At 65.2% G+C, this 26,504-nt stretch carries 23 protein-coding genes; 4 read left to right on the top strand and 19 right to left on the bottom strand.

Annotation, left to right across the window (positions count from 1 at the left end; all coding sequences use genetic code 11):
* Nucleotides 1–15: 15 nt before the first annotated feature.
* From OXM57_06235 to OXM57_06215, 5 genes are all read right to left on the bottom strand, one after another.
* Nucleotides 16–1,107: a zinc-binding dehydrogenase gene (locus tag OXM57_06235; protein MDE0352271.1), complete on the bottom strand. Its 1,092-nt coding sequence runs from the start codon at nt 1,105–1,107 to the stop codon at nt 16–18.
* A complete protein-coding gene (locus OXM57_06230) occupies nt 1,100–2,266 on the bottom strand; it encodes a M24 family metallopeptidase (protein ID MDE0352270.1) in 1,167 nt (388 codons plus the stop codon). Before OXM57_06230 ends, OXM57_06235 begins: the two co-directional genes overlap by 8 nt.
* Before the next feature lie 14 nt (nt 2,267–2,280).
* Entirely contained in the window at nt 2,281–3,009 is a 729-nt protein-coding gene (locus tag OXM57_06225) for a cysteine hydrolase (protein ID MDE0352269.1), read from the bottom strand.
* A 412-nt stretch (nt 3,010–3,421) separates the two neighbouring features.
* A complete protein-coding gene (locus OXM57_06220) occupies nt 3,422–4,537 on the bottom strand; it encodes a Gfo/Idh/MocA family oxidoreductase (GenBank protein ID MDE0352268.1) in 1,116 nt (371 codons plus the stop codon).
* 92 nt (nt 4,538–4,629) lie between these two features.
* Nucleotides 4,630–5,061, bottom strand: coding sequence for a hypothetical protein (locus OXM57_06215; GenBank protein MDE0352267.1), 432 nt, complete (start codon nt 5,059–5,061; stop codon nt 4,630–4,632).
* 352 nt (nt 5,062–5,413) lie between these two features.
* Here OXM57_06215 and OXM57_06210 point away from each other — a divergent pair, with 352 nt between their 5' ends.
* Nucleotides 5,414–8,131 (top strand): clostripain-related cysteine peptidase, encoded by a 2,718-nt coding sequence (locus OXM57_06210; GenBank protein ID MDE0352266.1) that lies wholly within the window; start codon nt 5,414–5,416, stop codon nt 8,129–8,131.
* 88 nt (nt 8,132–8,219) lie between these two features.
* On the opposite strand, the gene OXM57_06205 is transcribed toward OXM57_06210, so the two are convergent.
* Genes OXM57_06205 through OXM57_06195 form a run of 3 tightly spaced genes read right to left on the bottom strand, consistent with a single transcriptional unit; the run spans nt 8,220 to nt 10,770 of the window.
* Complete coding sequence (locus tag OXM57_06205; protein MDE0352265.1) at nt 8,220–9,437, bottom strand: FAD-dependent oxidoreductase; 1,218 nt, start codon at nt 9,435–9,437, stop codon at nt 8,220–8,222.
* Nucleotides 9,434–10,513: an aromatic ring-hydroxylating dioxygenase subunit alpha gene (locus OXM57_06200; protein ID MDE0352264.1), complete on the bottom strand. Its 1,080-nt coding sequence runs from the start codon at nt 10,511–10,513 to the stop codon at nt 9,434–9,436. Before OXM57_06200 ends, OXM57_06205 begins: the two co-directional genes overlap by 4 nt.
* A 56-nt stretch (nt 10,514–10,569) precedes the next feature.
* A complete protein-coding gene (locus tag OXM57_06195) occupies nt 10,570–10,770 on the bottom strand; it encodes a ferredoxin (GenBank protein ID MDE0352263.1) in 201 nt (66 codons plus the stop codon).
* 366 nt (nt 10,771–11,136) lie between these two features.
* Between OXM57_06195 and OXM57_06190 the strand changes: the two genes are divergently transcribed.
* Genes OXM57_06190 through OXM57_06180 form a run of 3 tightly spaced genes read left to right on the top strand, consistent with a single transcriptional unit; the run spans nt 11,137 to nt 13,561 of the window.
* Complete coding sequence (locus tag OXM57_06190; GenBank protein MDE0352262.1) at nt 11,137–11,892, top strand: SDR family NAD(P)-dependent oxidoreductase; 756 nt, start codon at nt 11,137–11,139, stop codon at nt 11,890–11,892.
* A gap of 56 nt (nt 11,893–11,948) precedes the next feature.
* The gene (locus tag OXM57_06185; GenBank protein ID MDE0352261.1) at nt 11,949–12,785 is read left to right on the top strand and encodes an amidohydrolase family protein; all 837 of its coding nucleotides are present in this window, start codon (nt 11,949–11,951) and stop codon (nt 12,783–12,785) included.
* Complete coding sequence (locus OXM57_06180) at nt 12,776–13,561, top strand: SDR family oxidoreductase (GenBank protein ID MDE0352260.1); 786 nt, start codon at nt 12,776–12,778, stop codon at nt 13,559–13,561. Before OXM57_06185 ends, OXM57_06180 begins: the two co-directional genes overlap by 10 nt.
* 106 nt (nt 13,562–13,667) lie before the next feature.
* On the opposite strand, the gene OXM57_06175 is transcribed toward OXM57_06180, so the two are convergent.
* From OXM57_06175 to OXM57_06125, 11 genes are all read right to left on the bottom strand, one after another.
* Nucleotides 13,668–14,690: an ABC transporter ATP-binding protein gene (locus OXM57_06175; protein ID MDE0352259.1), complete on the bottom strand. Its 1,023-nt coding sequence runs from the start codon at nt 14,688–14,690 to the stop codon at nt 13,668–13,670.
* Nucleotides 14,687–15,670 carry an ABC transporter ATP-binding protein gene (locus OXM57_06170; GenBank protein ID MDE0352258.1) on the bottom strand — a complete coding sequence of 328 codons (984 nt, stop codon included), beginning with the start codon at nt 15,668–15,670 and terminating at the stop codon, nt 14,687–14,689. The genes OXM57_06175 and OXM57_06170 overlap by 4 nt, the downstream gene beginning before the upstream one ends.
* A gap of 45 nt (nt 15,671–15,715) precedes the next feature.
* Nucleotides 15,716–16,579, bottom strand: coding sequence for an ABC transporter permease (locus OXM57_06165; GenBank protein MDE0352257.1), 864 nt, complete (start codon nt 16,577–16,579; stop codon nt 15,716–15,718).
* A gap of 76 nt (nt 16,580–16,655) precedes the next feature.
* Nucleotides 16,656–17,756: an ABC transporter permease gene (locus OXM57_06160; GenBank protein ID MDE0352256.1), complete on the bottom strand. Its 1,101-nt coding sequence runs from the start codon at nt 17,754–17,756 to the stop codon at nt 16,656–16,658.
* 134 nt (nt 17,757–17,890) lie between these two features.
* Nucleotides 17,891–19,636: an ABC transporter substrate-binding protein gene (locus OXM57_06155; GenBank protein MDE0352255.1), complete on the bottom strand. Its 1,746-nt coding sequence runs from the start codon at nt 19,634–19,636 to the stop codon at nt 17,891–17,893.
* Nucleotides 19,637–20,378: 742 nt separating this feature from the next.
* Nucleotides 20,379–21,431 carry an aromatic ring-hydroxylating dioxygenase subunit alpha gene (locus OXM57_06150; protein ID MDE0352254.1) on the bottom strand — a complete coding sequence of 351 codons (1,053 nt, stop codon included), beginning with the start codon at nt 21,429–21,431 and terminating at the stop codon, nt 20,379–20,381.
* Between the two features lie 24 nt (nt 21,432–21,455).
* Nucleotides 21,456–21,944 carry a (2Fe-2S)-binding protein gene (locus OXM57_06145; protein ID MDE0352253.1) on the bottom strand — a complete coding sequence of 163 codons (489 nt, stop codon included), beginning with the start codon at nt 21,942–21,944 and terminating at the stop codon, nt 21,456–21,458.
* The gene (locus tag OXM57_06140) at nt 21,944–22,819 is read right to left on the bottom strand and encodes an FAD binding domain-containing protein (GenBank protein MDE0352252.1); all 876 of its coding nucleotides are present in this window, start codon (nt 22,817–22,819) and stop codon (nt 21,944–21,946) included. The genes OXM57_06145 and OXM57_06140 overlap by 1 nt, the downstream gene beginning before the upstream one ends.
* Nucleotides 22,816–25,242: a xanthine dehydrogenase family protein molybdopterin-binding subunit gene (locus tag OXM57_06135; protein MDE0352251.1), complete on the bottom strand. Its 2,427-nt coding sequence runs from the start codon at nt 25,240–25,242 to the stop codon at nt 22,816–22,818. The genes OXM57_06140 and OXM57_06135 overlap by 4 nt, the downstream gene beginning before the upstream one ends.
* A gap of 109 nt (nt 25,243–25,351) precedes the next feature.
* Nucleotides 25,352–26,263 (bottom strand): ABC transporter permease, encoded by a 912-nt coding sequence (locus tag OXM57_06130; GenBank protein ID MDE0352250.1) that lies wholly within the window; start codon nt 26,261–26,263, stop codon nt 25,352–25,354.
* 1 nt (nt 26,264) lies between these two features.
* On the bottom strand, nt 26,265–26,504 hold a 240-nt coding region (locus tag OXM57_06125; protein ID MDE0352249.1), incomplete at its 5' end, for an ABC transporter permease.

Raw genomic sequence — 26,504 nt, 5'->3', positions numbered from 1 at the left:
AACCAGCAACTGTGGTCAGCCGGGAACCACCACGGTGCGGAGGGCCGAGCCGGTCTCCAGGTTTTCGAAACCCTTCTCCATGTCGGACAGGGGGATGGTGTGGGTGACCATGTCGTCCAGGTTCAGCCGACCCGACCGGTAGAGCGAATCCAGGACCGGGAAGTCCTGCGCGGGTATGCCCTCCCCTCCGTGGGTGGTCATCAGCGTCGAGGTGTTGCGGAAGAAGGCCGACGGATCGAGGTCGGCGGCCGAACCCACCGGGGGCACTCCGATCATGGTGGCCACTCCCCCGTACGACAGCATTCCGAGAGCCTGCTCCAGCGTGGCGCCCAATCCCACGGCCTCGAACGAGAAGTCGACCCCTGCGCCTCCGGTCAGGGCGCGAACCTCCGCCACCGCATCCTCGCGGGCCGAGTTGACCGCATGGGTGGCGCCCATGGACAGCGCCCACTCCAGCTTGCGGTCGGATACATCCACCGCGATCACCTTGGAGGCATTGGCCAGGCTGGCGCCCTGGACGGTCGAAAGGCCGATCCCGCCGCACCCGATGACGGCCGTGGTGGCGCCCGGCCACACCTTGGCTGTGTGGAAGACGGCGCCGGTACCGGTCATGACCGCGCAGCCCAGCAGCGAGGCGGAGGTCAGCGGCATGTCGTCGCTGACCCGGAAGACCGCCCCGGCATCGACCGGGATCCGCTCGGCGTACATGCCCAGGCCCATCGGCACCTCGACCTCGGAACCGTCGGAGTCGAGCGACACCGCGGGAGGGCGCGCACCGGAGGAATTGCAACGCCGGGGATCGTTGCGACGGCACATCGGACACGATCCGCAAGGCACCCGGCATCCCACCGCCACCCGGTCCCCTTCGCCGATATGGGTGACTCCGGGACCGACCTGCTCCACGACGCCGGCCCCCTCGTGACCCAGCAGCATCGGGTAGCGGGGTTTACGGCCCGACTGCAGGCCCTTGGACACCTTGTAATCGGTGCGGCAGACCCCGGCCGCCTCCATCCTCAGGATCAACTCCCCCTCCCTGGGAGGACCGAAGGTGATCCCGGTGATCTCCACCCGCCCCGGCTCCACCACCAGGGCGGCCCGGCTATGCATCCAGGTCGACGAGATCGTCGTAGTCGTAGGTGAGCCGCTCGCCGCCTTCGGGAGTGACCCGTACGTTGTCCGACAGGCATATCCCGCCCACCGCGAGCCCCTCGGCCGGGTCGTCGAAGGTGATCTGGGGGTGCAGGTTGATGACCATGTTGGTCTTCATCTCCCGGTCCTTGCCGGGCACCCATGGAACCTCGTGGGAGTCGAGGCCGATGCCGTGCGCGGTGTAGGCGACCGAGTCGAAGCCACCCTGCCCGTACTTGCGATGGACCCGGTCGCGGGCGGCCAGCACCTCCTCGGAGGAATTACCGGTCTTCATGGCATCGATGCACGCGTCGAGGGTCTCGACCCGGGTATCCCAGTAACGGAGCACCTGATCGGAGGGACGGCCGAAGGTGTAGGTGCGGCGAACCTCGACCCAGTACCCTGACGGGCCGCCCCATTCGAGGTCGATGCAGATGACATCGTCCCGTTCGATCTCGGCGTCCATCCCGAACGTGTAGGCGCGGTGGGGCTGGCGGCTCATCTGGGCGATCCCGTCGAGACAGCCGTGCTGGCGGACCAGGCGATGAGCCTCGGCCAGCACGTCCCGCTCGATCGCTCCCGGCCGGATGTGACCCTCGAGGCTCCGGAACACCAGGCGGATGATCCGGGAGGTCTCCCTCAGGTTCTCGATCTCCTCGTCGCTCTTCACGGCCTTGATGTCGTCGAAGATGTCGGTGGCGTCTACCAGCGTGGCGGTTCTTCCGAACGCCTCCTGGAAGGCCATGTAGTGGGCTGCCGGGGTAATGTCCGACAGCCCCACGATCCCGATGGTCCCGTCGGAGATGCCGTGGTCGGAGAGTATCCCGGCAATCTCCACCGCAGGAGTCTGGGTGGCCCGGAAGTCCTGGATCCAATTGACCAGCGCCACACGTGAGAGGCCCCACAGCGGGTCCCCGATGAAAGTGGGCTCCCCCTTTTGCGGGAGGACGACTATCCCCCAACCGGCCCACTGGAAGATGTCGCTTACGTACTGGACCCGGCCTCGTACGAACTCGTCGCCCCGGCTGCAGATGATCATGGCGTCGATTCCGGCCCCGGCCATGGCCTCGCGCAGTACTCGGTGACGTCGTTCCCGCTCATCGGGAGAGGAGATATGGGTGAGTGTGCCTTCTGCCATTTTTGGTCGGCTCCTTAGCTGTTGGGGGTCGGTATCGACGCCGGCCGGTAGGCGGCGGAAGGTTGTGGGTCGGCGAGCTCCGTGACGATCTCGTCGGTGGTCCGCGAGGCGATGAAGCCGCCATCCGTCATACGGACCAGGGCGTTCTCATGCAACTCCGTGGTGGATGAGGTGCATGCGTCGCTCACCAGCGACACCGTGTAGCCGCTGTCGGCGGCATCCCGGGCGGACAGCTCCACGCAACCCTCGGTCACGATTCCCGTGAACACCAGATTGGTGATGCCCATGCGCTTCAGGACGTCGTTGATGTTGCTGGTGTTGAAGACGCTCGATGAGGTCTTGGAGAAGATCATCTCGTCACCCATCGCCTTGACCTCCGGCAGGAGCTCGTCGTCCATGGGTTCGCGGGGAACGGGCTCGAGGTCGGCGGTGGGCATGAAGGCCTTGCCGGCGTCCCTTCCATCGGCGGTGCGATAGGCCACCCGGACGTGGATCACTTCCTCGCCGGCCTCCCGGAAGGCGTCCTGGCAGCGCCTGACGTTGGGGAGGATGCCGTTGATATTGTCCCAACGCTCCTGCATGAGCTCCGGCTTCCCGGCCGCCTTGGCGATGCGACCTATCCAGCCGTCCTCATGTGCATCCAGGTACTGGAGATCGATGGTTAGGAGGGCGGTCCTCCCGGGCTCGATCGAAGGGAAGGATCTGCGGGGGAACAGGTCGTAGAAGGGATCGTGCAAGTCCATAGGCTCGGGCCTCTCCTTTGCTGACGTGGGCGCGGGAACGCGGTCCCATCCGGGCGGCGACGCGCCTGGCATGCGTACGCCGCTCAGTATATTGCTTCGGAACCACCCCTCCGCTGCACGGCGCGCGTATCGGAACACCCGCTCCGCCGATCTGGAGCACTTCCCTCGTCATCCAGAGCGCTGAGCCACGCAGCCGACGTGTTTGTGTCACACCCTCGCTCTACGATATTGGATAACCGTAAGTACCAGCGTTCCGGTTCGGACGTCGACCGGCCTGCGCGGAAGTGAAGAGTCGTCGAGGCCCCCACCCTGGGCATGGCGGGACGCGCTCGACACCAAGGTGGTGGCGGTGGGGGAGGGCCCGGCGGGGCGGAGCCCGTTCGCGCGCTTTTCGCGTTCTCTCCGGACCGGACTAGGTACAGCTGACCCAGCCGCCCTCCTCGCCGGAGGTCATAACGGCGTCCAGCAGGCGGTGGAGAACCACTCCATCCCGGAAGTCGGGCCGGAAGCGACGGCCCTCCCGGATCGCCCCGGCGAAAGCGGTGAGGGCTCGGGCCACGTTGTAGGCGGAGTGCCCCTCGGTTACGGGTAGCTGCGAGAAATGCTCGGCGGGGATCTCCACCTCCTCGAGACGGTCGGAGTCCTTCCGGCCGACCGAGACCTGGAGCGGTCCGGCCGACACCCTTACGGGACTGAACTGGTAGTAGGAAGGCGCTTCCAGGAGCATCTGGCCGTCCTCGCCGATGATCCGCAGCGAGTATCCCTGGGGCGGGGAGGTGGTGTTGGACACGTAGGCGGTACCGACCACGCCGCCGGACAGTTCGGCCATAGCCATAACCGTGTCGGCTGTCTTCCACTCGAAGGTCCCGCCCTCGGAATAGGCCCCGGCAGGTGAGAGGGTGAGTTGTCGGGCGCAGATCGACTCCACGTCGCCGAGGATGAGCCGGACCGAGTCCACCACGTGGGCGAAGGCCACGAACAGTGCGCCGCTGGCCTCCTCGTGCCGCACCAGCCAGGCGCGGTCGGAGTCGACCTCGAACTTGGAGAGCATCTGCGAGACCACGAAGGACAGGGGCTTGCCGATGGCTCCCTCCGCCACGAGGCGGCGAGCCCAGGCCACGGCAGGGGCGAAACGCCCTTGCAGACCGACCGCGGTGGGAAGCCCGGCGCTCTCCGCCAGTGCCGCCATCTCCAGGGCCTCGCCGGTGTCGAGAGCCAGGGGCCACTCGCAGTACACCGGCTTACCGGCCCGGAGAGCCGCCATCGTGAGCGGGTAGTGGAGCCGGGGACGGACCGCCACCGTGACCAGATCGATTTCGGGGTCGGCGCACAGGTCCTCGACGTTCGAGTACCACTTGGGGGCGCCCCACTTCTCGGCCGCGGCGCGGGCGGTGGACTCACGGGTGGTGCAGACCGCTTCCAACGCCAAGCCCTCGGCAGCCCGGATGGCAGGCAGGTGGGCCCGGTCCCCGAAGCCGGGCGGGCTGGCGCCGATCACACCGATCCGCACCTGATCAGAGCCGCTCATGGGTTACCTGCTCGCGCCAAATCACCCTCCTTCGGGGATGGGGTTGCACCAGCGGTGACTGTACCGGGATGAAGCGGATTCTCCACGTCCGATCAGTCGTCGAAGAGTTCAAGGCCGCAGGGCACGTGGGCGGGATGATCCCAGATCTCGGGAGAACCCTTGACCGTCAGGTCGACGCCATAGGTCCACATCAGCCCACCGACTCCCTCCAGGCCTCCCTCCTCATACAGCGTGTAAGAGACCTCCATGCCCTGGTCCGGGACGCTCGGGTCGTAGCAGCGATAGGACTCGCACCGGACCAGGTCGTCCCAACCGCGGTCGCCTCCGGGTGGGAACAGGAAGTAGGCGGGATCAGGACCCTCAGGTCTACGTTCTTCCAGCACCTCCCCTGCGGTCCTTACCATGGTGCGGCGTGCTTCCTCCGCCGAGTGGACGAATACAGGGGGTTCGGCGTAGACGAGACAGCCTCCCGTAGACTCGAAGGCCAGCCAGAGTCCAGAGTCGGCATCGCTTGTTGCAGTCATGATCCCGAAGCTAGTGATCGGGTGTGACATGCACCGCGGTGGCATCTTCGTTGACGTTCCGATGGACGCATCCGTGTTGGACCTTGTCGATGGTTTGCGGCGAGATAGGAGTGTGGCAGTGCTGTTGATCGCTCATGACCTCGCGAGTTGTGCACCGGGTCGCGCATCAGGCAGCTGTTCTGCACGACGGTGGTGGGTCCAGCCGGGGGTGCCCCGCCTCCCCCACTCCTGAGATTGCGCAGCATAGGGTCGGCGGTGTTCCCCTGGCATTCATACACCGTTTACTGCGCGGGGCCCTAGACTGACGCATTGTGCACACTCCGGTGAGCGCGGCCGCGCCAAGGGATTCGATGTGACAGCCACTCGGCGGGCGGCAACATGCCTGATACTCGTGGTCACGCTCCTTGCCGGATGTTCCGGTGAGTTGCCACCCACGTCGGAGACAATCACTGCCCCGGAGGCGACCACCGCCCCGACGACCACCCTCACCCCTCCCCCTACGACAACGACGACCCCCCTTCCTCCAGCGACAACCACCACACCCCCTAAGCCAGCCACAACGACCACCACATCGGCTGCCGAGCCGGAGTCTCAAAACGGATCAGATTGGTCGCTCCCGGCCAAGCGCGGATATTCCGACGATCCCGGCACTCTGACCGAGTACGTAAAGCCCACCGCGGTCGACGGGGTCGGGGTGATGGACGGGACGGGGCGGAAGTTGCTGGCCATCTACATGGTGGGCAGTGACCTGGAGGACAGAACCAACTTTGGCACTAGCGATTTTGAGGAGTTGGCTACCGGCTACACCGGTCTCTCCAACCCGGAGGGCCTGGAAATCGTCGTCGCATTCGGGGGTGCGGACAAGGACGGGTGGAGGGGCATGAAGATCGCCAGCGGTTCCCAGATCATGTCGGACTCCGTTGACCGGGAGTTCGGCAACGAGACCGGTCCCGACGCCTATCTCTACACAGCCGACGGAGCCAACATGGGCGACGAGAGTTCCCTCAGGCTCTTCTTGGACTACCTAAGAGACGGGTACGTGAACTTCGACCAGAGGTTCCTGGTCTTCTGGGACCACGGGAACACTTACTTCGGATTCGGTGGCGACTCGAACTTCAACCTGGATTCGCTGGAAATGGATGAGATCACCGATGCGTTCAATGGCAGCCAGGTGGGCATCTTCGACCTGATCGGCTTCGATGCCTGCCTCATGGCCACGGTGGAGGTGGCGAAGGTGATCGAACCCCATGGCCGCTACATGATCGCTTCGGAGGAACTGGAACCCGGACATGGATGGCTCTGGAGTGCCGTGGTCGAAGCGTTCGCCGAGGAGGACAGCATCGTCGAGGCCGGGAGGCGAATGGTCGACAACTTCGTTCTGGACGTGCACGATTCCCCAACCACGGGTAAGACGCTTTCATTGCTGGACCTGGGCGAGTATGACAATCTGGTGGCCGCCCTGGATCCGGTGATTTCTGCCTTGACCGGCCGGGTGTTCAACAGCCAGGAGTTTGCCCAAGGCCTAGTCGCCGCCGAGACAGAGGTCCGATCTTATGCAGTCTCCCTACGGAATGACTACCGGGCTTCCATGGACCTGATGCATTTCACCCGCCTTCTGGCGGACCACCTGCCGGACACGGGGATGGAGGCGGATCTGGATCGGCTGATAGACGCCATAGACCGGTTCGTCATCCATTCCGCGCACGACGGCACCAGGCCGGATTCCCACGGCGTGGCCATCGATGCCCCGGAACTCACGGACGCCCGGTATTCGGCATACAAAGTCAGTGACGCCTGGCGGGACTTTCAGAGCGTGTACGAAGATTTTCGGCTGGCCGATGAAGAACCTCCGGTGATCGAGACAGAGCATTGGGATGCGGAAGGAACACTCGCCGCCGTCCGTGACCGATACCTGGCCTCGGTTACCACGATGTACGGGTTCGTCCAGCCGATCGAAAACGAGGACGGGACGGTTGAGGACTATTTCATGGTGGTCGCCGAGGAAGAAGCCCATGCCACCGAGGATGAGGATGTCTATTTCGCCCCCGCGTGGTCCCAGGTGTGGTTTACGGTGGAGTATGACCCCGGGAGGGACACCGCCTGGATACCCGCGTTCCTATCCAACCGCTTGGAATTGGGCGGAGAGGAGTACATACTCTTTGACACCTACATCGACTACTACCAGGCGGGGAAGGACTACAGCGGCTACGAATACCCGTACGACCTTGCCCGGTTGACTCTCGTCGTCACCGACGACGGCGAGGTATGGGAAATATTCAACCACTTCATACAGACCTACCAGATCCTCTATTCCGGCCCCGATGATGAAGAAGGCAAAGTCCAGTACGACAGGGCTGCTTTCCGGCTAACCCCCGGGGACCAGGTCCAGTTCTACAATTTCGGATTCAACCTTGGGGACTCGGGAGAGGATGACTGGTTCCATACCGCCGACGGGTTGGTGACTTTCGTCCAGGAGCCGGCCTTCTGGTTCGAGTTCCTCGAGTTCGAGGACGAGTCGGGCGAGCCTGAAGACTACTACTACGCCATCTCGGCCGAGGATGCCGCCGGTAATTGGACCCTGGGGGAGCTAATACCGTCGGAACCGCCCCCGGTTGAACCGACATCGTCGGAGCCGGCGGTGGCGCCCTTGGGGCCGACCTTCGTGGACCCGGTCGGGTTCTTCGAGGTGCAGACGCCGCAGGCTTGGATAGAAGAAGAGCCCGACACGGAACAGACCGAGGTCTTCAGGGCCACGGACCTCGCCGGGAACGGGACCGTGATTATCTATGCCTGGGAGTTCGCCGGCTTGTCTCTGGACGAGTACGCCGACATGTTGGAGCCTTGGTTCATCGAAACGGGCGCCACCGACCTTACGAGCGAGACCGTCACGACTGCCCAGGGTGTCCCTGCGGTCCTGTTCGAGGGCTTGTCGGGCCAAGAGGCATTCTCCTGGCTGGCTCACGTGTCGGATGGCGTCGGCGTGGAAGTCGTCTACTGGTTCCCCATCGATCAGTTCGAAACGGGAAGGGAGCTGGCGTACCGCTCCTTCGACACCCTCGTGGTCTACTGAGCACCGATGGCCGCTTCTAGCGGCCGCTGACCCGGTGCGCTACCGACCGGAACCGCCACACCGGCACCCGGTGGCGGCTGCCGGCTAGCTACGCGAGTTCGGCCGCCCGGTCGAGGGCTTCATCGAAGCCGGCATTTCGGACCAGCAGGCTTCGCATCTGCATGAGGGGACCAACTGTGTCGATGGCGAATGCGCCTCCCAGCCGGTCCCCGTCGCGGTAAAGGGCCATCATGGCGGGGCTATCGGGCGGATCGTGAACGAATGCCAATTCGTCTCCCGATGCTCGGCCCACCAGCTGCAGGCGGTGCCCGTACTGATCGGACCAGAAGTACGGGATGCCGTCATAGGCGACCGGATCGCCGCCGGCCACGGACGCCACGATGTTGCGGGCCACGGCCGTGGACTGCTGGACCGTGTTGGTCCAGTGCTCGACGCGCATCCGCTCCCCGTACCGGGGATTGAACCAGGAAGCCAGGTCGCCCAGCGCGTACACGCCAGGCAACGAGGTGCGCATGTACCGGTCGCATAGCACCGCCCGATCGATCTCGATCCCCGAACCCTCCAACCATTCGATGTTCGGGATCACCCCGATTCCGACCACCACCAGGTCGCATCCGACCGCCGGGCCACCGGCGAGGCGGACCGCCAGGCCATCGCGGGTCCGGTCGATGCCCTCCACGCCGGCGCCGCACCGGAGTTCAGTCCCGTAGAGGTCATGAAGAGCGGCACAGCGCTGCCCCACCTCGGCACCTACCGCCGCCACCAGGGGCTGGCCGGCCGCCTCGAGAACCGTCACGGCCGCCCCGCGGTGTCGAGCGCTGGCCGCCACCTCGCTGCCGATGAAGCCCGCCCCGACCACTACCACATGCCTCGCCCCGTCGAGGGCCGACCGGATGGATGCGGAGTCATCCAGCGTGCGCATCACATGGACACCTGGCAGGCCTTCCATACCCGGGAGACGCCGGGGACGGGCGCCGGTGGCGATGACCGCTGCGTCGTATCCCAGCTGCTCGCCGGTGGCGAGGGTGATGGTGCGTCCCTCCCCGTCTAGGCCCACCGCGGGCGAGCCGAGCTTCAACTCGATGCCCTGCTCACCGAAGAAGTCCGCCGCACGGAAGTACGTGTCGCCAGGTTGCTTCTCCTCTGTCAGGACCTCCTTGGAGAGGGGCGGACGGTCGTACGGCAGGTGGGCCTCGTCGCCCACCAGGATGATCCGTCCTTCGAACCGGAGACGCCGCAGGGCATGCGCAGTACGGAAGCCGCCGAGGGATGCCCCGACGATTACGACGGCAGGCCGGTCTGTCACGCGGTGGGTGCTAGCTCGATCTTCCCGTCGGCGAACTCCATCAGCCAGCGCCGGTAGATCACGGTGCCGAGGTCGGCCGCCTTCACATGCATCTCCGCCGTCAACTCCACCGGGAGCTCCTCGGGGCGCTGTGACTCGACCACGGGCTTGTCCTGGGCGAGGATGACCCGCTGCATCCGGTCGAACTCCTCGTCTAGGTCGTAGGCGAAGTTGCGGGCCACGAACGTGAAGCACCGGGTCCGCTTGCGGCTCACCGGCGCCACTGCCACGAAGAGGATGTAGCTCTCGTTGGGACCGGCCGAGCTGTCCAACCACATCGCGTTGGGCATGAATACCCGGTAGCGCTTCCACGCGTCGTAGGTCTCGCCGTCTGTCGCCACCATCGAGTTCTTGGGGTTGTCCGTGTACTCGAGGAAGGGACCGGCGTTGATCTTGATCTCCCCGCCATCCCGGTAGGCCTCGTAATCGGCGATGACCGCGTTGTCCCGATCCCCCAGGATGCCGTGATGGACATGGGCGAAGTGGGAGAAGTCGAAGTAGTTCTCAAGACGACGACCCACGGAGCAGTCCCACTCGTAGGGTTCCCAGCGCATGATCCGGAACTCGGGATCGTCCAGTTCCGGTAGTACCGCCGGCGGGAAGACCGGAGGCTCGTCACCCATACAGGTCCACACCAGGCCACCCGACTCGACCGCCGGGTACACCGGGAGCTGGGCCTTGAGCTTGCCGTTGAGCTCGGGCCGGGCCGGGATATCGACCACGGTTCCTTCCTTGTCGTAGGCCCAGCCGTGGTAGGCGCACCGCAGGTAGCAACCGTCGATCCGGCCCAGCGACAGGGCCGAGCCGCGATGGCGGCAGATGTCGTCGAACACGTAGGGCTTTCCGTCCAGGCGGGCAACGGCCAGGCGGGTCTCGAACAGGGTCACCTGATGGGGCTCGTCCTTCAGATCCTCGGAGAAGGCCACCGGGTGCCAGAAGTTGCGAAGCTGCTCGTAGAGCTTCGTCTCCCCCGCCACGTCGAGTTGGGTATTCCCCTGGGTCTCGTCGAGTTCGGCAGTGATCTTTACCACCGTCACCTCCACTCGTTCGGTCGGGCGTGGTCGGCGCAGTACACCGATAGTACAGCGGGCTTCTAGCCGGTCACCACCCGGATCGCCTCGACCGGACAGCACACTTCCGCGTTCATGGCTTCGTCGAGGAGATCATCAGGAACGGTCGCCTGGAGCACGATTATCTCGCTGCTGTCGTCCGCAACCCGGAACAGGGAAGGCGCCACCGAGGCGCACATGCCCGAGACGATGCAAACCGCATGGTCGAGTTCGATTGTCGCCATACCGACTCCTTCACCCGATCAGCAACCTACCGTGTCCCCGGATTATAGAACACATCAATGCCGGAGCGGGCCCGACTCCCTGCCTCCGTAGGGGCATCGTTGGCGACTCTGGCGGGCCACGCACCTGACTGTGGTCACATGATGTGTGGTCACGTGACCCCGGAATGGGCCAGTCGAACGGGTTGCGGCGCAACATGATACGCTGACCGTACATCAGTGCTGAGAAGGATCGTCGCGCATGATCATCGACCTTCGACTCAGGCCCCCTTCCAAGAGCTTCCGCAAACCAAACATCCCTGGGCCTCGTGATCCGGAGCCCTCGCTGTCGTTCGACCACCGTTCGAGCCTACGGGCGCGCGGCGAGAGATGACATCTCCACCCGCTACGACCATTGTCAGCGGAGGTTCGTCGGGTATCGGGAGGGCGGTGGTGGAGGGATTGCACGCCAGGGGCCGGTCTGTCGCAATCCTCGACCTCCAGGAGCCCCCTGAAGACCAGCTTCGCAGCGACCGGGTGCTGTTCGTGGAATGCGATACCACAGATCCCGTCGCCGTTCATAGGGCGGTCGCCCATGTCAGCAGCCGAGTCGAGAGGATCGATGGACTCGCCACATGCGCCGGGATCGGCGGAGCAGCGGCCCGGCAAACGATCGGCGCTTCGCAATGGGACCGGGTCAGGGCAATTGTCAACGTCAACCTCTTGGGGTCCTACTGGCTGCTGGAAGCCTGCGCCGTTGCCATGGCCGAGTCGGGCGGCGGCTCGATCGTCCTCGTAGGTTCCGTTCTGTCGCGCAAGGGCATGGCCGGAATGTCCGCATACAGCGCAGCCAAGGGTGGAGTCGAAGGCTTGACCCGTTCGGCCGCAGTCGAACTGGCCGATCGCGGCATTCGCGTCAACTGCGTGCTTCCCGGACCGATCCTGACGCCCATGTCAAGGACCGGGTTCGAAGCCGATGGGCTTTCGGCGGAGCAGTGGATCGACCGAATGGCCGGATCGGTACCGATGAACAGGGTCGGAGTGCCCAAGGATGTCGCCGCGGTGGTGTTGTTCCTGCTCGATGAAGCGTCGAGCTTCATGACGGGCGCATCCCTCATGGTGGATGGCGGCGCGAACGTAGGATGACCCAATCGGTAGAGGATGGAAATGTCGAAGCAACCAGCCGACGATAGGAGCACAGGATGAAGGTCATCGACTTCCGTGTCCGACCCAACACCACCGAGTACATGAATCTGTACACCGGACCGGGTTACGCACTGCTGTGGCGCAGGTTCGGGATACCGGAACCGGCGCCCGTGCCGCTGGAGTACTTCTCGAACGAGGTCCGACGGCAGAACATCGAGGTGGGCGTGTTCACGGGACGCCGCAGCGCCTGGGCACGCCTGAGCAACGACTACGTGAGAGAGACGGCTGCGGGCACCGGGGGTCTCCTGTTCACCGCCTACGGGATCGACCCGCATTCCACAGAGCGCGAGACGGAACTTGCCGCCGCGGCCGCGGACAGCAGGAACATCGGCATCGCGCTCGATCCCCCGGGGGATCCCCTCGCCGCCCAGCCACTCGGATGGGACGACGACACGGTCATGTTCCCCATCTTCGAGTTCGCGGCCGCCAACAAGCTGGTCGCCATCCTCACGGTGGGACCCTTCGTGGGTCAGTTCTACGGGAACCCGGGACCGTTCGAACGGATAGCCCGCACCTTCCCGGACCTGCGCCTGGTCATCGCGCATGGATGCTGGCCCCGCTCGGAGGAGTTGGTGGCCACGGCCTACCGGAACGACAACATCTACCTCGAAGCCTCCATCTATGCCTTCCATCCCGGTGCCCATGTGTTCCGGGATGCCGCCGCGACGCTGATCTCCGACAAGGTGATCTACGCCAGCGCGTTTCCCTTCCAGCCCCTCGATGCATGGAAGAGGTATGTCAGTCTCGGTTGGCCTGAGGACTCGCTCCGCAAGATCCTCTCCGGCAACGCGCGCCGCCTGATCGAATACGCAGGCGGGTCGGCGTGGGAGTGATCGTCGCGGATGGCGACGGCGCACCGATCGAGGAAGGGGATGCGCGAGTTGTCATCGTTACGGGCGCTCTCGGCGGCATGGGCAGGGCGATCTCCGAGGCGTTACAGGCCGGCGGTTGGACGATCGCCGGACTTGATCTCCCCGACGCCGTCGCTTCCCGAGCCGACCATGGATTCCCCGGATTGCTGCTGGGCGCCGACATAACGTCCACGGGCGACCTCGAGTCGTCTTTCGACGAGGTAACCCGGCTGGCAGCCACTCCGACCGCGCTCGTCAACTGTGCCGGCGTGGGGGCCGCCGATCCGCTTGTCCACATGTCACTCGATCGCGTGCGCAAGGTCATCGAGGTGAACCTGATAGCTGCAATAGCCGCCATGAGCCTGTTCGCAAGGCACTGGATCGCCGGCGAGAGCCGGCGCCCGGATAACGTCACAGGCGCGATCGTCAACATCTCCAGCCTGGCGGCGTACGGATCCAACCCCGGCCAGTCAGCATATGTGTCATCCAAGGCGGGGCTGGTTGGCGCCACGCGTGTCGCGGCCAACGAACTCGGACCGCTCGGAGTGAGGGTCAACGCCATCCTTCCCTCGTTCGCCTCGACACCGCTCACCGCGGCCACCACCGACGATGTCCGAGCCAACTACCTGTCCCGGACCCCTCTAGGGAGGTTCCCGGACCTCCACGAGGTGGCTGCGACCGTCGCCTGGCTCCTGTCGCCGGATGCGAGCTACGTGTCGGGAGCGGAACTCAGGGTCACGGGCGGGCGCTTGTTCTGAGGTGTCCCCTGGGGGGTAATGAGAGTGTCCCGTTGGCCGGGTAGCCGGAAATGAAACCCCAGGCAAAAGCATCGCGGCCAGCCAATCCCCGTCTTTCAGCACACTCCTAGAGCGCCGACTCGGCCTTCCAGCACCGTGCCGATCTTCCATCAGACGCCACGAGATGCTGCGGTTCCGAGCACCGCGCCTCGGCGAGCGGGCAGCGGGGGGCAAGGCGGCACCCGGTCGGTACGGCAGACGCATCCCGGACATCGACCGCGAGCTCGAGCGGCTCGGCAGGATCCGGCAAGCTGCTGGCCGTGAGCAGCGCCCGTGTGTAGGGATGGGCGGGCCGGGCCACGATGTCGGAGGCGGTCCCTTCCTCGACGATCTGGCCCAGGTAGATCACCAGGATGCGGTCTGCGACGTAGGAGATGACATCGAGGTCATGGCTCACCAGGATCATCGAGAGGCCCATCGACCCGCGCAGGCCCGTGAGCAGGTTGAGGATCTCGCCCCGGACCGACACGTCGAGCGACGAGGTCGGCTCGTCGAGGAATAAGATGTCCGGTCGGGTGATCAGCGCGCGTCCGATCGAGAGCCGCTGGAGTTGGCCGCCGCTCAGTTCGTGCGGGTATCGGTCCAGGTGCTGCATACCGAGACCGACCGATGTGACCGCCCGCTCCAGAGATTCTTCCACCGGTTCTCCCGTGACCTCCCGGGCCAGCCTTGCGTTGTAACGCAGCGCCGCACGTACACGCCGCGCCGGGTTGAAGGAGCCTCGCGGGCTTTGGTACACGAACTGCACCTGGCGTCGCTGGTCACGGGTCCGGGTACCGTGCTCGAGGTCCAGCGGTTGGCCGCCCACCTCGGCGCTTCCGGCGGCAGTGGTCTCCACCCCCGCGATGACCTTGCCGAGCGTGGATTTGCCGCACCCGCTCTCGCCGACGACACCGAGTACCTCCCCGGCTCTGAGGTCGAGGGAAACGTTCGATAGAGCCTGATACCCCTTGCCCGACCCGATAAGTCGCTTCGTGACATAGGTCTTCGACAGCCCCCTGACCTTCAGGGCTAAGGACCCGGATGCCGCGCCCGCTCCGGTGCCCATCCCTTCGTCCTGAGGCCCGGTCGGAGAGTCGCGATCGGTCATTCCGGCTCCCCGCCACCGTCCCCGTGGATGGTCTTCAACGGGAACAGGCACCGAACGAAACCGTCCGCTGAAGGCCATTGGCCGAGACCCGTGTCCGAGCATGCCGATCGAGCCTCACTGCACCTCGCCCGGTAGGGGCAGGTTGGCGTGACCTCTTCGATGGAGGGCAGCGTGCCGGCGATCGAGTATGCGGACTCACCTCGGTTGAGCACGCTGCTACGCACGAGATCGCGCGAGTACGGGTGGGCGGGCTCGCTGAGAATGTCGGTGATGGGTCCATACTCGACCGATTGGCCGGCATACATGACGGTCACGCTGCGGGCCAGGCGTTTCACCACGTTCAGATCGTGGGAGATGAGGATCAGGCTGGCGCCGGAACCATCGAGGTACTCCTCGAGGAGGTCGAGAACCTGGACCTCCGTGGTGACGTCCAGCGAGGTGGTCGGCTCGTCGGCGATGAGCAGATCCGGCTTCGGCGCCAGGGCCATCGCGATGGCCACACGCTGGCACATCCCGCCGCTCAACTGGTGGGGGTACTTTCGAGCGACCTCGTCCGGCGCCGGAATGTGCAGCGAGCCGAGCAGATCAACGGCGACCCTGCTCCGGTCGGCCCTGGCGACACCCGCCGCCGCCAGCGCCCTTCCGATCTGTGTTCCTATTCCCGCCATCGGATCCAGGACGGAAACCGGGTCCTGGAAGATCATGGCAACCCGGCGGCCGCGTACCTCGTCAGGGAAGTCCTCCCGGAGGTCGAACCGGCCGAGCAACGTAGCCGATCCCTTCTCCAGCACCGCGTTGCGAGGGAGCAGCCCGGTCAGCAGCCGGGCGGTAAGGCTCTTCCCGCAGCCGGACTCACCGACGAGTGCCGTACGATCCCCTGCGCCTACGGACAGATCCACGCTCTGGACGGGATAAAGGGGTGGTAGGCCCCTCCGATCGATCCGGATCCTGGCCCCGGAGAGCGAGACCACCTCTCCCATCCTCAGGCTCCGACCCGGCTGCGTCGCACTGGCATGGCGCCGTCCTTATCCGATCCCGCGGGTTTCTGCATCGAAGAACCGCGACAGGCTATGGAGGCTGATCACGACGAGCACTACGGCAACACCCGGGAAGGCGGAAGCCCACCACTTACCCTGGAGGAGGAACGGCGCACCGGTGTTGATCATGGATCCCCATTCGGGAAACGGTGGCTGGACACCGAGCCCGATGAACGCCAAGGCAGCGATCACCTGAATAGCCAGGCCGGTGCTGAGCGCGAAGAGGCCGAGCACCTGGCTCGTGGCGTTGGGAAGCAGTTCGAGGACAACGATGCGGGGGCCGCTCGCACCGGCGTTCTGGAGTGCCTTCACCCACTCCGCTTCCCGAAGCGGGGCAATGACGCTTCGCACGACACGCACGTACCAGGGAAGGCTGATGGACGATATGACGACAACGAGATTGAAAGTGTTGTCGCCGAGTGCGGCGAACAGGGCCAGGGCGAACAAGAAGAGCGGGAACGACTGGAGGACTTCGATGGCCTTCTGGACCACCGCGTCGACCCACCCACCGGTGTAAGCGACGGTGGCGCCCAGGATGGAGCCCCCCACCGCCCCGACGGTTACCCCCGCGACCGCTACACCCACGTCGGTTCGGGCTGCAGCCACAACGCGGGAGAAGATATCCATCCCGAAGCCGTTCGTCCCGAACCAGTGGCTACTCGAGGGGGCTTCGAGGACGTTGGCGGGATTGGGCTGGAGGGGATCGTGCGGCACGATCGCCGGGCCGATCAGGACCGCCAGGAAGGTGATGGCCAGCATGATGGTGGGTAGCCGCGGCAGCCTGCTTATCCACACCCCGGCTCGAACGAGCCGGGCGCGAAGGGGATGGGTGGCCCGGAGGTCAACCGTCATCGCCGTCTCCCGTTGAGCAGTCGCCCCCGGCAACAGCTCTTGGCTGGAACGCAAGTGGCCCTCGGCCGTGGTCTCATCACCGCGATATCCGCAGGCGCGGGTCCATGGCAAAGGTAACGAGATCGGCGATCTGGTACACGAGGACGTAGGTGACCGAGGCGAGGAGCACCACACCGAGCACCGGGTTGTAATCGGAGCTGTCCATGGCGTCAACCGCGTACTTCCCGATTCCGGGCCACGAGAACACGACCTCGACAAGCACGGCGCCTCCCATCAGGAAGCCGATGGTGATGGCCAGGATGTTGATGACCGGAGCGGCGATGTTCGGGAGAAGGAGCCTCCACTTGACGGTTCGCCTCGAAACCCCGAAGGACAGCGCAGCCTCGTAGTAGGGCGAGTTCACGACGCTTACCGTGGCGTTGCGCGTCACGTTGAGGATAGGGGGCATCACACCCGACGCCAGGGTGACGGCCGGCAACAGGAGATGCCGGATCGACTCGAGCGCAGCCGTCCAGTCACGAGCGATTAGGGCATCGATGGTGACGATGCCGGTGATCGCTTCGGCGTCGAGCGCGAACAGCCCGCGCCCCGTTGGTGCGGGAAACCACCCGAGCCAGTAGAAACCGAAGTAGATGAACATCAGGCCCAGCCAGAAATTGGGTATGGCAGCACCGAGCTGCGCGACCGAACCGACGATTCGATCCGCCCAACCGTCGGGCCGCAATCCGGCCCGGATACCACCCGGAATCGCCACCAGCAGAGACAGCAGCAACGCCGCACCTGCCATCTCGACAGTAGCCGGGAGCCGCTCCCAGATCTCTCCGCCGACCGGAGCAAAGGTCCGTCTCGAAATGCCGAGATCGCCTCTCGCCAGATCCGCCATGTAGGAGGCCCATTGGCGATACATGGGTTGGTCGAGACCCATCTCGGCGCGCCGGGCGGCGATGATCTCGTCGGTCGCGTCCTGGCCCACCATCAGGAAGGAAGGGTCTGCCGTAGCCCGGCTCACCACGAAGGTGAGCGTCGCGACGAGCAGCGACACCAGGAGGAGGGAGCCCACCTTCCTGGTGACGTACATGAACACGTCGGTGCGGGTGGTGGAGGCCGGTTCGCCCGCGGCCGACAGAGGGCCGGTCGAACCGTCCCCGTCGAGTTCAGGCTCTGTCGAGGTGGCCAATCGCTGACCTCCTGTGGTCGGGTACCTGCTCAGGCTCCGTCGATGCCCGGGAGGGGTGCCGGGAAACGCCTAGTTGTCGACGTTTCCCAGCACCCTCCGGGTTCTTCAGAGCCTCGACTCCGGCGCGACGGCGCCTATCCCTCTCTGTAGAGGCTGCCCCAGATAGGCAACTCGTCCGGCTCGTGCACGTAACCCAGGAGACCGTGCGCCAGGGCGACCTGTGTCGCTCCGCCCGCGATCCACACCTCGGGAGCATCGTTGATGATGAGCGCCATTCCCTCCCGGGCGAGCTCCCGCTGGGCGTCCTTGTCTGTCGTGACCTTGAGAGCCGCGACGATCTCATCCATGCGGGGGTCGGTGTACTGCGTCCAGTTGATCACGGATTTGGTCCTCCACCAGAGATTGAAGTGGAAGAACGGCTCATCCACGAAGTCCGTGAACCATCCACGCAAGTAGGCGTCTCCGGTCGCCTGGCCCATGGCCTCGGCAAGCACGGCGCCGGTCGCCCGCTCGATGTTCATGGTGACACCGATCTTCTGGTACTCGGACCGCAGGAACGTGGCGATCTCGTCCACCAGCGTATTGCCCTGCGGGATCATCAGCGTGAACTCGAATCCGTCGGCGAAGCCTGCTTCCGCCAGCAACGCCCTCGCTGTGTCGAGATCATACGTGTACTTCTGCAGATCCTCGAACCCGAAGTCCTGGTAATAGGTCGAGTTCGGCGAGACCGGGCCCGGTATATGCACGCCCGTGCCCTGCAGGATGTCGTTGATGACCGTATCGTACGGAACCGCGTAGTTGAGAGCCTGCCTCACCTCGCGGATGTCGAACGGTGGCATCTCGTTGTTCAACAGGAGCCGCAGGGTCCTGCGGCCCGGGATCTTGAGCACGTTGGCGGTGCCCGATTCATCGAGGCGAGCCAACTGGCGTTCGTCTAGGTCCATCGCCATGTCGACCTCGCCGGTCTCCAGCAGCAGGATCCGGTTACTGGCATCAGGTATGACCAGGAGTTCGACCCGGCCGAAGTAGGGCTCGGGCCATGCCCACGCGGGGTTGGCCTCGAACACGATCCGCTGCCCGCGATCCCACTCGACGAGGCGGTAGACACCGTTGCCGGCGTAGTTCTGAGCGATCCACTCGTTCCCGCACGGGTCGTCGTCGGTGATGTGTGGCTTGATCGCCTCCGAGTCGAGTATCACCGCCACCTGCGCCCGGATCTGGTTCTCGATGATCGGCGACGGATTCTCAAGCGTGACGCGGATGGTGTAGTCGTCGATCTTCTCCACCTGATCGGTTGACATCACCCCGTACGAGTTCGAGTTGAACATGGTGCTCGCCTTGGCACAGAACGCTCGCTCGTAGAACCACAGGAAGTCGTCCGCCGTCATCGGGTTGCCGGTTGTCGGGAAGGTGACCCCTTGCCGGATATGCATGGTCACCGTTCGACCGCCGTCCGAATACTCGATCCTCTCCACTGCACGTCCGATCCGCTTCGAGATGTTGGCCTTGGCGAAGGCGCCCACCTCACCCTCAGGCGGCTCGTAGAAGAGGAACTGCGCGTAGATGTTCTTCAACGTCATGTTCGTGAGCGTGTTCTGCCCGAAGATGGGATCGATCGACGGTAGGTCGCCCGAGACCGCTATCCGCAACGTGTGGACTTCTTCCTCCATAGCCGCCTCGGTAGTGGCGGGCGGCTCCGCAGCGCTCGTCGTCGCCGGCGCCGCCGCGGTCGTCTCGGGTGCAGCGGCCGTCGTCGCCGGTGCAGCGGCCGTCGTCGCCGGAGCGTCGGCGGTCTCGGTCTCAGCGCCGCATGCGCTGAACAGGAGGCCGAGTACCACCGCCAGACCGACCACCAACCTTGTTCTTCGCTGCTTCTCCATATCTGCTCTCCTCCCTTGGTCAGATCTCCGTCTGACGGTTCGTAGTGTTTTGCGGCTCGTACCTACATTCGCGGCGCGGCGCCCTTCCTGCGGATGACCAGGCGGTAGGACGTATCCGGACCGCCACAGCTAACGGCCCCGACCAGAACACCGGGCGACCACGTGGTGCGGACAGAGGACCTCGACATCGTATGCTCGCCGAATCTCATCGGGGAGGCGTCCCATGATCGGGGAAGGAGGAGCAGCCCGCCCGGGCGACAACTCCTTTCGACACGGGTGTCAAACCCGAGCATGGTGAGGAAGAGGAATAGCCCGGTTACCGAAAGCTCTGTTCCTACCCTCTCGGAGCGCTATCGACCTGTCGGCAACGCCAGTGGAGGCTAGGGGGACCCGCGAACCGGCGAAGGGCATGCTCCACGGTTGTGAGGACGGATCGGCGAAAGTCTCACCGATGTCGGTCGCAACATTGTGACGTACGTCGATCTCCGAACCCATTTGTGAACCATACACAGGGGGTTTGCAACGTGTCAACAGGTCACAACTCACAGACCAGCTGGTCTTTCCACGAGCAACCCGGCCGGATCGGGCTCAGTACTCATCCAATCCGGGGCGCCATTTCTACACCCGCGGCCGCATTGCTTCGGACGCACCGCCAAAGTCCTGAGGAGCGAGCAGCATGGCGCGACTTAGAGGGTGCGCGGTTGGGTGCTCACCCTTCGGTAGCGTGAGATGAACCCGGCTGTCAGGCCGGTGCCGGTTCGACAACGCCGTTGGCGATGTCGAGCAGCCAACGCCGGTACTCCAGTGTCCCGAGGTCGGCGCCTCTCACGTGCATCTCGGCGGCGAGGTCGGCCGGAAGCTCCTCGGGCCGCTGGGACTCGACGATGGGACGGTCCTGGTCGGTGACCATCTGGGCGAAGGCCCGGAAGTCGTCATCCGAACCGGGGTAGTTGCGGCCCACGTAGGTGAAGCAGCGGGTCCGCTTGCGGTGGACGGGCGCCACCGCCACCCAGAGCACGTAGTCCTCCACCGGCCCGGCGCTGCTGTTCAGCTTCATCGCGTTGGGCAGGAACACCCGGTAGCGCTTCCATGCCTCGTAGGTCTCCGCGGCGCCGGACTCGGGGTTGTTCTTGACGTTGTCGGTGAACTCTACGAAGGGGCCGGCGAGGAAATGGAGCTCTCCGCCGACCTTCTCCACGTCGTAGTCCTCGATCCGGGGTTGGCTGCTGTCGCCCAGAATCCCGTCGTGAACCCAGGCGAAATGGGAGAAGTCGAAGTAGTTCTCCAGGCGCCGGGGCAGGGAGCAGTTCCACTCGTAGATGTCGAGATGCAGGAATTGGTAGCTGGGGTCGTCGATCTCGGGAATAGCCGGCGGCGGGAACTTGGGATCGCCGAGCGTCGTGTAGATCAGGCCTGACACCTCGACCGTCGGGAACGAAGGCACCCGGACGTTCCGGAAGGCGGGCGAGAGTTCCTCACGGGCCGGAACCCGGGTGACCCGGCCCTCGGCGTCGTAGGTCCAGCCGTGATAGCCGCAGCGCAACTCGCAACCGTCGATGACCTTGCCGAGGGAAAGGGCCGCTCCGCGGTGACGGCACAGATCCTCGAATACGCGAGGCGCGCCATCGAGCCGGACCACCACCAGTTGCTCCTCGAACAGGGTGAAGGCCTGGGGCTCGTCCTTGAGATCATCGGAGTAGGCGATCGGAAACCAGAAGTTGTCCCGCATCTCCTCGTAGAGCCGGTTCTCGGCGGCAACGTCGAGGTAGTCGCTGGTGGCATGCCGGCTGGTCATTCTCGCCTCCTCGTGCCTAGGTCCTCAGTTCCGCTCTACTCCCCACACCGAGCAGACCGCGTTGACGATGTTCTGGTACCCCGTGCAGCGGCACATGTTGCTCGAGAGCAGATCCACCACCTGCTCAGGATCCCCGTAGTCGTCGGGGTCAACGCTCTCCAGGGTCATCAGGAACCCCGCGGTACAGAAGCCGCACTGCATGGCGTGGTTCTCGTGGAAAGCCTGCTGCATCGGCGTGAGGTCCCCGTCCGTGGCGAGGTCCTCCACGGTTCGGATGGTGCTCCCGTCAGCTTGGACGGCCAGAGTCGAGCACGAACGGATGGCATCGCCGTCGACGATCACCGTGCAGGCCCCGCAGTAACCGTGCTCGCACCCCACATGGGTACCGGTCAGGCCCACGACGTCACGGATGAAGTCGGACAGCAGCAAGCGGGCAGGAACCCGGTGGGTCACCTGCGTCCCGTTGATCGTGACCGATACGTCGGCCTCTCTGGATCCATGGTTGGAAGCCATCACACCCCCGTCCCGTGTCCGTTGGACTTAACCGCCGATCGGGCAGTTCTCACCAGCAACGCGCCGAGCGCCTCCCGGCGATACTCGGCCGTGGCATGGATGTCGTCCACTGCATCCGCCGCGTCCTCGTAGGCCGCTGCGTACAGATCCGACCCGTCGTCCCCCGGCTCGAGTCCCCGAATGGCTTCCTCGGCGGTGGCCATCCGGCTCGCCACACCGCTCACTCCGAAGCTGACCAGCCGCGCCGCGCCGATCGTATCTCCCTGAAGATCGAAAGCCGCCGCAAGACCGACGATGGCAAAGTCGCCCGACCGCCGGGTGATCTCGTCGACGACAGTCCGGGTGCCGGAAGGTTCTACCGGAAAGTGAACCCCGGTGATGATCTCCCCGTGGCCGAGGTCGGTCCAGAACGGCCCGAGGAAGAAATCGCCCGCCTCGACGGTCCTCTCCCCCACCGGGCCCCGGATCGTGAGCGTCGCCCTCGAGGCAACAGCCAGAGCAGGCAGCTCGGCAGCCGGATCGGCATGGGCCAGGCTGCCGCACACCGTTCCCCGGTTCCGGATCTGCAGGTGGGCCACCAGACGCAGCGCCCGCCGTAGACCGGGAGCCCCGGCAGCTGCCGCATCGGAGGCCATGACCCGGCTCTGGGTCACGGCGGCGCCGATCGTGACACCGTCGGGACCGGTTTCCAGGTTGTCGAGCCCGTCCACGTGACGGATGTCCACCAGCAGGTCCGGCAGGGCGAGGCGGAAGTTCATGGAGGGGATCAGGCTCTGCCCCCCGGCCAGCACCTTGGCGTCCTCCGAGGAACCGAGGGCCTCCACCGCCTCACCGATGGCGGCCGGCCGGTAGTAGTCGAACGGCGCGGGCTTCATGGTGCACCCCCTCCGTCGGTGGCCTCCCTTATGGCCTGACGTATAGCGGACGGGGTGATTGGGGTGGCCTTGATCTCCACGCCCAGGTCGGCGACAGCGTCGTCCACCGCGCCGGCGACCACGGCCGCCGGACCGATGGTCCCTCCCTCCCCGCAGCCCTTGACGCCGAGAGGCTGTTCGGGCGAGGGTGTCTCGAAGTGCTCGACGGTCATCGCCGGTACCTCGGAGCAGGTCGGATACAGGTACTCCATGAAGGAGGCGAAAAGGGGCCGGGCGGTCTCGGTGTCGTACTGGAAGTGCTCGTACATCGCTCCGGCGATGCCCTGCGCCACTCCCCCGTGGACCTGCCCGTCGATGATCATCGGGTTGATCATGGTGCCGCAGTCGTGGACCACCACGTAGTCCTCGATCTTGATCTCACCGGTGCTGATCCGGACGCTGACCACGCCGGCGTGGGCGCCGTTCGACCAACTGGCCGCCGCGTTGACCTTGCCGGACATGTCGGGAAGGTGCTCGAGTTCGGGCGGCTCGAAGTAGCCCGTCATCTCCAGGCCGGGCTCCATGCCTCTTGGTAGGTCCAGCGTGCGAACCCAGGCGGACGTAGCCACCTGGGACCAACTCACCGTGGGCGCATCGCTGCCGGAGACATGGAAGTTGCCGTCGCTCAGCACCACGTCCTCGGCCGCCGCCTCCAGCAGATGGGCAGCTATGTCGCGGGCCTTGGTGATCAGCCGATCGGCCGCCATGAGTATCGACCCGCTCATCACGATGGCCGAGCGGCTACCCCACGCACCCAGCCCGTAGGGGGCCCGGTCGGTATCGCCCATCACGACCGTGACGTCGTCGGGATGCAACCCCAGGGCCTCCGCAGCCAACTGGGCGGCGGTCGTCTCGGTGCCCTGCCCGAGGGCTGTGGTCCCGAGTCCCACCCGAACGGAGCCATCGGGATCGACCCGGATCGTCGCCGAGTCGCCACCCGCCCAGAAGCCTGTCGTGAGGTGGTAGGTCGGAGCTGTGGGCTCCACGTAGTTGGTATAGCCCACCCCAACCTGCACATCGGGATCGTCGGCGTGCAGGGCCCGCACCCGCTCGAGCGACTCACCGACGATCTCGGTGGCCCGCTCGAAGGCCTTGGCGTGCGAGCCGGAGTCCACTCGCCCCCCGCCGTGCATCTCGTAGGGCATCTGGTCCTCCTGGAGAATCATGCGGCGGCGGATCTCAACCCGGTCGGTCCCGGTGACACGGGCCACCCGGTCGATGATCCTCTCCATGACGAACATCCCCTCGGGAGAACCGAAGCCGCGGTAGGCGCCGCTCGGGGTCTTGTTGGTGACCACGCAGAAGTGATGGACCTCCATGTTCGGGAAGTCGTAGGCGCCCGTCAGGACTCCTCCGGTGACGAAGACCGTGGCGGTGCCGGGCATGAAGATCTCGCCCGACCCGACATCGCAGTAGGCCTTGCAGCGGATGGCCCGAATGGTCCCGTCATCGTCGTAGGCCACGTCGACGTCGTGGCGCTGGTCCCGGGCATGCACCGCCGAAACGAGGTTCTCGAAGCGGTCCTCGAGCCAGCGGACCGGGCGTCCAAGCTGGCGCGCGATCCACGGCACCACCACGTCCTCGGGGTAGATGTGGGTCTTGGTACCGAAACCGCCGCCCATGGCCGGAACGATCACCCTGATCCGCGGCTCGGGAATGCCGGTCATCTCGGCGATCGTGGTGCGGACGATGTGGGGGCTCTGGGTTGAGGACCACACGGTGAAATAACCGTCGTGCGCATCGGCGAGGACACCCCGGCACTCCAGGGGAAGTCCGGTCTGGCGCCGGCTCACGTAGGTGTCGCTGAAAGTGTGGTCGGCCTCTTCGAAGGCCTTCGTCACCTCGGGCTTCTCAGCCGGGAAGTTGACCAGGTAGTTGTCGGGCCAGTCGTCGTACAACCTGGGAGCATCCTCGGCCAGGGCCTGATCCAGGTCGGCCACGGTCGGGAGCGGGTCGAACTCGGTGTGGGCGGCCACTAGCGTGGCGGCGTCCTCCGCCACGTACCGGTCGGTGGCAACCACGGCCGCGTAGGGCGACCCCACGTAGCGAACCCGGTCCACGGCGAGGGCGGGCTGGTGTACCGGCTGGATATAGAGGATCTTGTGGGGGAACAGGTCCACATCCGCCAGGTCGGCGCCGGTGAACACCGCGTGCACACCCGGAAGGGCGAGGGCGGGCGCGGTGTCGATGCTGACTATCCGGGCGTGGGGCTCGGGACTGCGCACGAAAGCCACTTCGAGCATGCCCGGTAGTTTCAGGTCGGCGATGTAGCGCTGGCGACCCATCAACGAGGATCGATCCTCGCGGCGGGGCACCGCCCGGCCGATGTGGCTGGCCCGATGGCGGATCATCGGGTTGATACGGGTGGGACTGTCTAACACCATACGCCTGCCCGACCTCCTGACTCAATCCCGAGTGGAACTCCGCTGGAGCGGATTATTGATGTAATCTAACATGCCTGCCGGCGGGCTGCCCGGTACCAGACGGCTTCGGTCAGCGCTCGCCCCGGTGGTAGGGGATCGTCAGCGACAGCGGAACGTTGGAGCGGCTGCGGTTGAAGACCAGCGCCACGATGGTGAGGACGAAGGGCAGTGCGAGCAGGAGCTGGTAGGGGAGGTCGACGTCGCTCGCCTGGAGGGCGAGCTGGGTCGCCTCCAGGAATCCGAACAGCAGTGAGCCCACCAGCACCCAGGTGGCCCTCCAGTTCCCGAAGATGACTATGGCGAGCGCGATCCAACCCCGCCCCGAGATGATGTCGGGGAAGAACAAGCCGGTCGATCCCAGGGAGAGGAAGGATCCGGCCAGGCCGGCCATCACTCCCCCGAACACCACCGCCACGTACTGGCGTGAGATGATTCCCACCCCGCGCATGTCGCACGCCTCGGGATTGTGCCCGACGCTCCGTAGCTCGAGCCCGTACTTGGTCCGGTAGAGGAACACCCAGACGACGGGGACCATCACGAACGCCAGGATGGTCAGCCAGGGAATGGGGAAGAACTCAAAGGGAGCCTGCATCGTCTCGACCGTGGGGATATCGATGCTCCCCTCGGCCTCGTAGATGGACCGGTACCAGAAGAAGGCCAGCCCGAGACCCAGGATGTTGAGAGCCAGTCCGGCGACCACCTGATTCACCTTGGCGGTTACGGTCATCAGGGCCATGATGAGCGACAGGAACGCTCCGCCGACCCCGGCCGCCACCAAACCGGCCAGGATGCTGCCCGTCTCGTTGGCCACATAGAAGCCCGCGAAGGCGCCCATCGTCATGGTTCCTTCGAGGCTCAGGTTCAGTATCCCGCTGCTCTCGCAGACCAACTCGCCCAGGGCGGCCAGAAGCAGGGGCGTGGCGATCCGCAACGTGGCCCAGAAGATCCCTACGAGGACAGCGCTGGTGAAGAGATCTTCCACGTCAGCCGGCCTTCCGGATCCGGTATCGGGACACCATCGCCGCGATCAGGACCAGTGCCAGCGTGGTCCCCTCGATCACGAACACCAGTGCCTTCGGGATGCCGGTCTCGTACTGCATGGCGGTGGACCCGTTGACGAGGGCGCCGAACAATATGGCGGCCACGATCACGCCGAGCGGATGCAGCCGGGCCACCAGGGCGATGATGATGCCCGTGAAACCGATGCCCTCGGCGATGTCGAG

Source organism: bacterium (genome assembly GCA_028820935.1).
Lineage (GTDB): Bacteria > Actinomycetota > Acidimicrobiia > Spongiisociales > Spongiisociaceae > Spongiisocius.
Note: the sequence above shows the minus strand (reverse complement) of the source record. Positions and strands in the feature narration are given on the sequence as shown.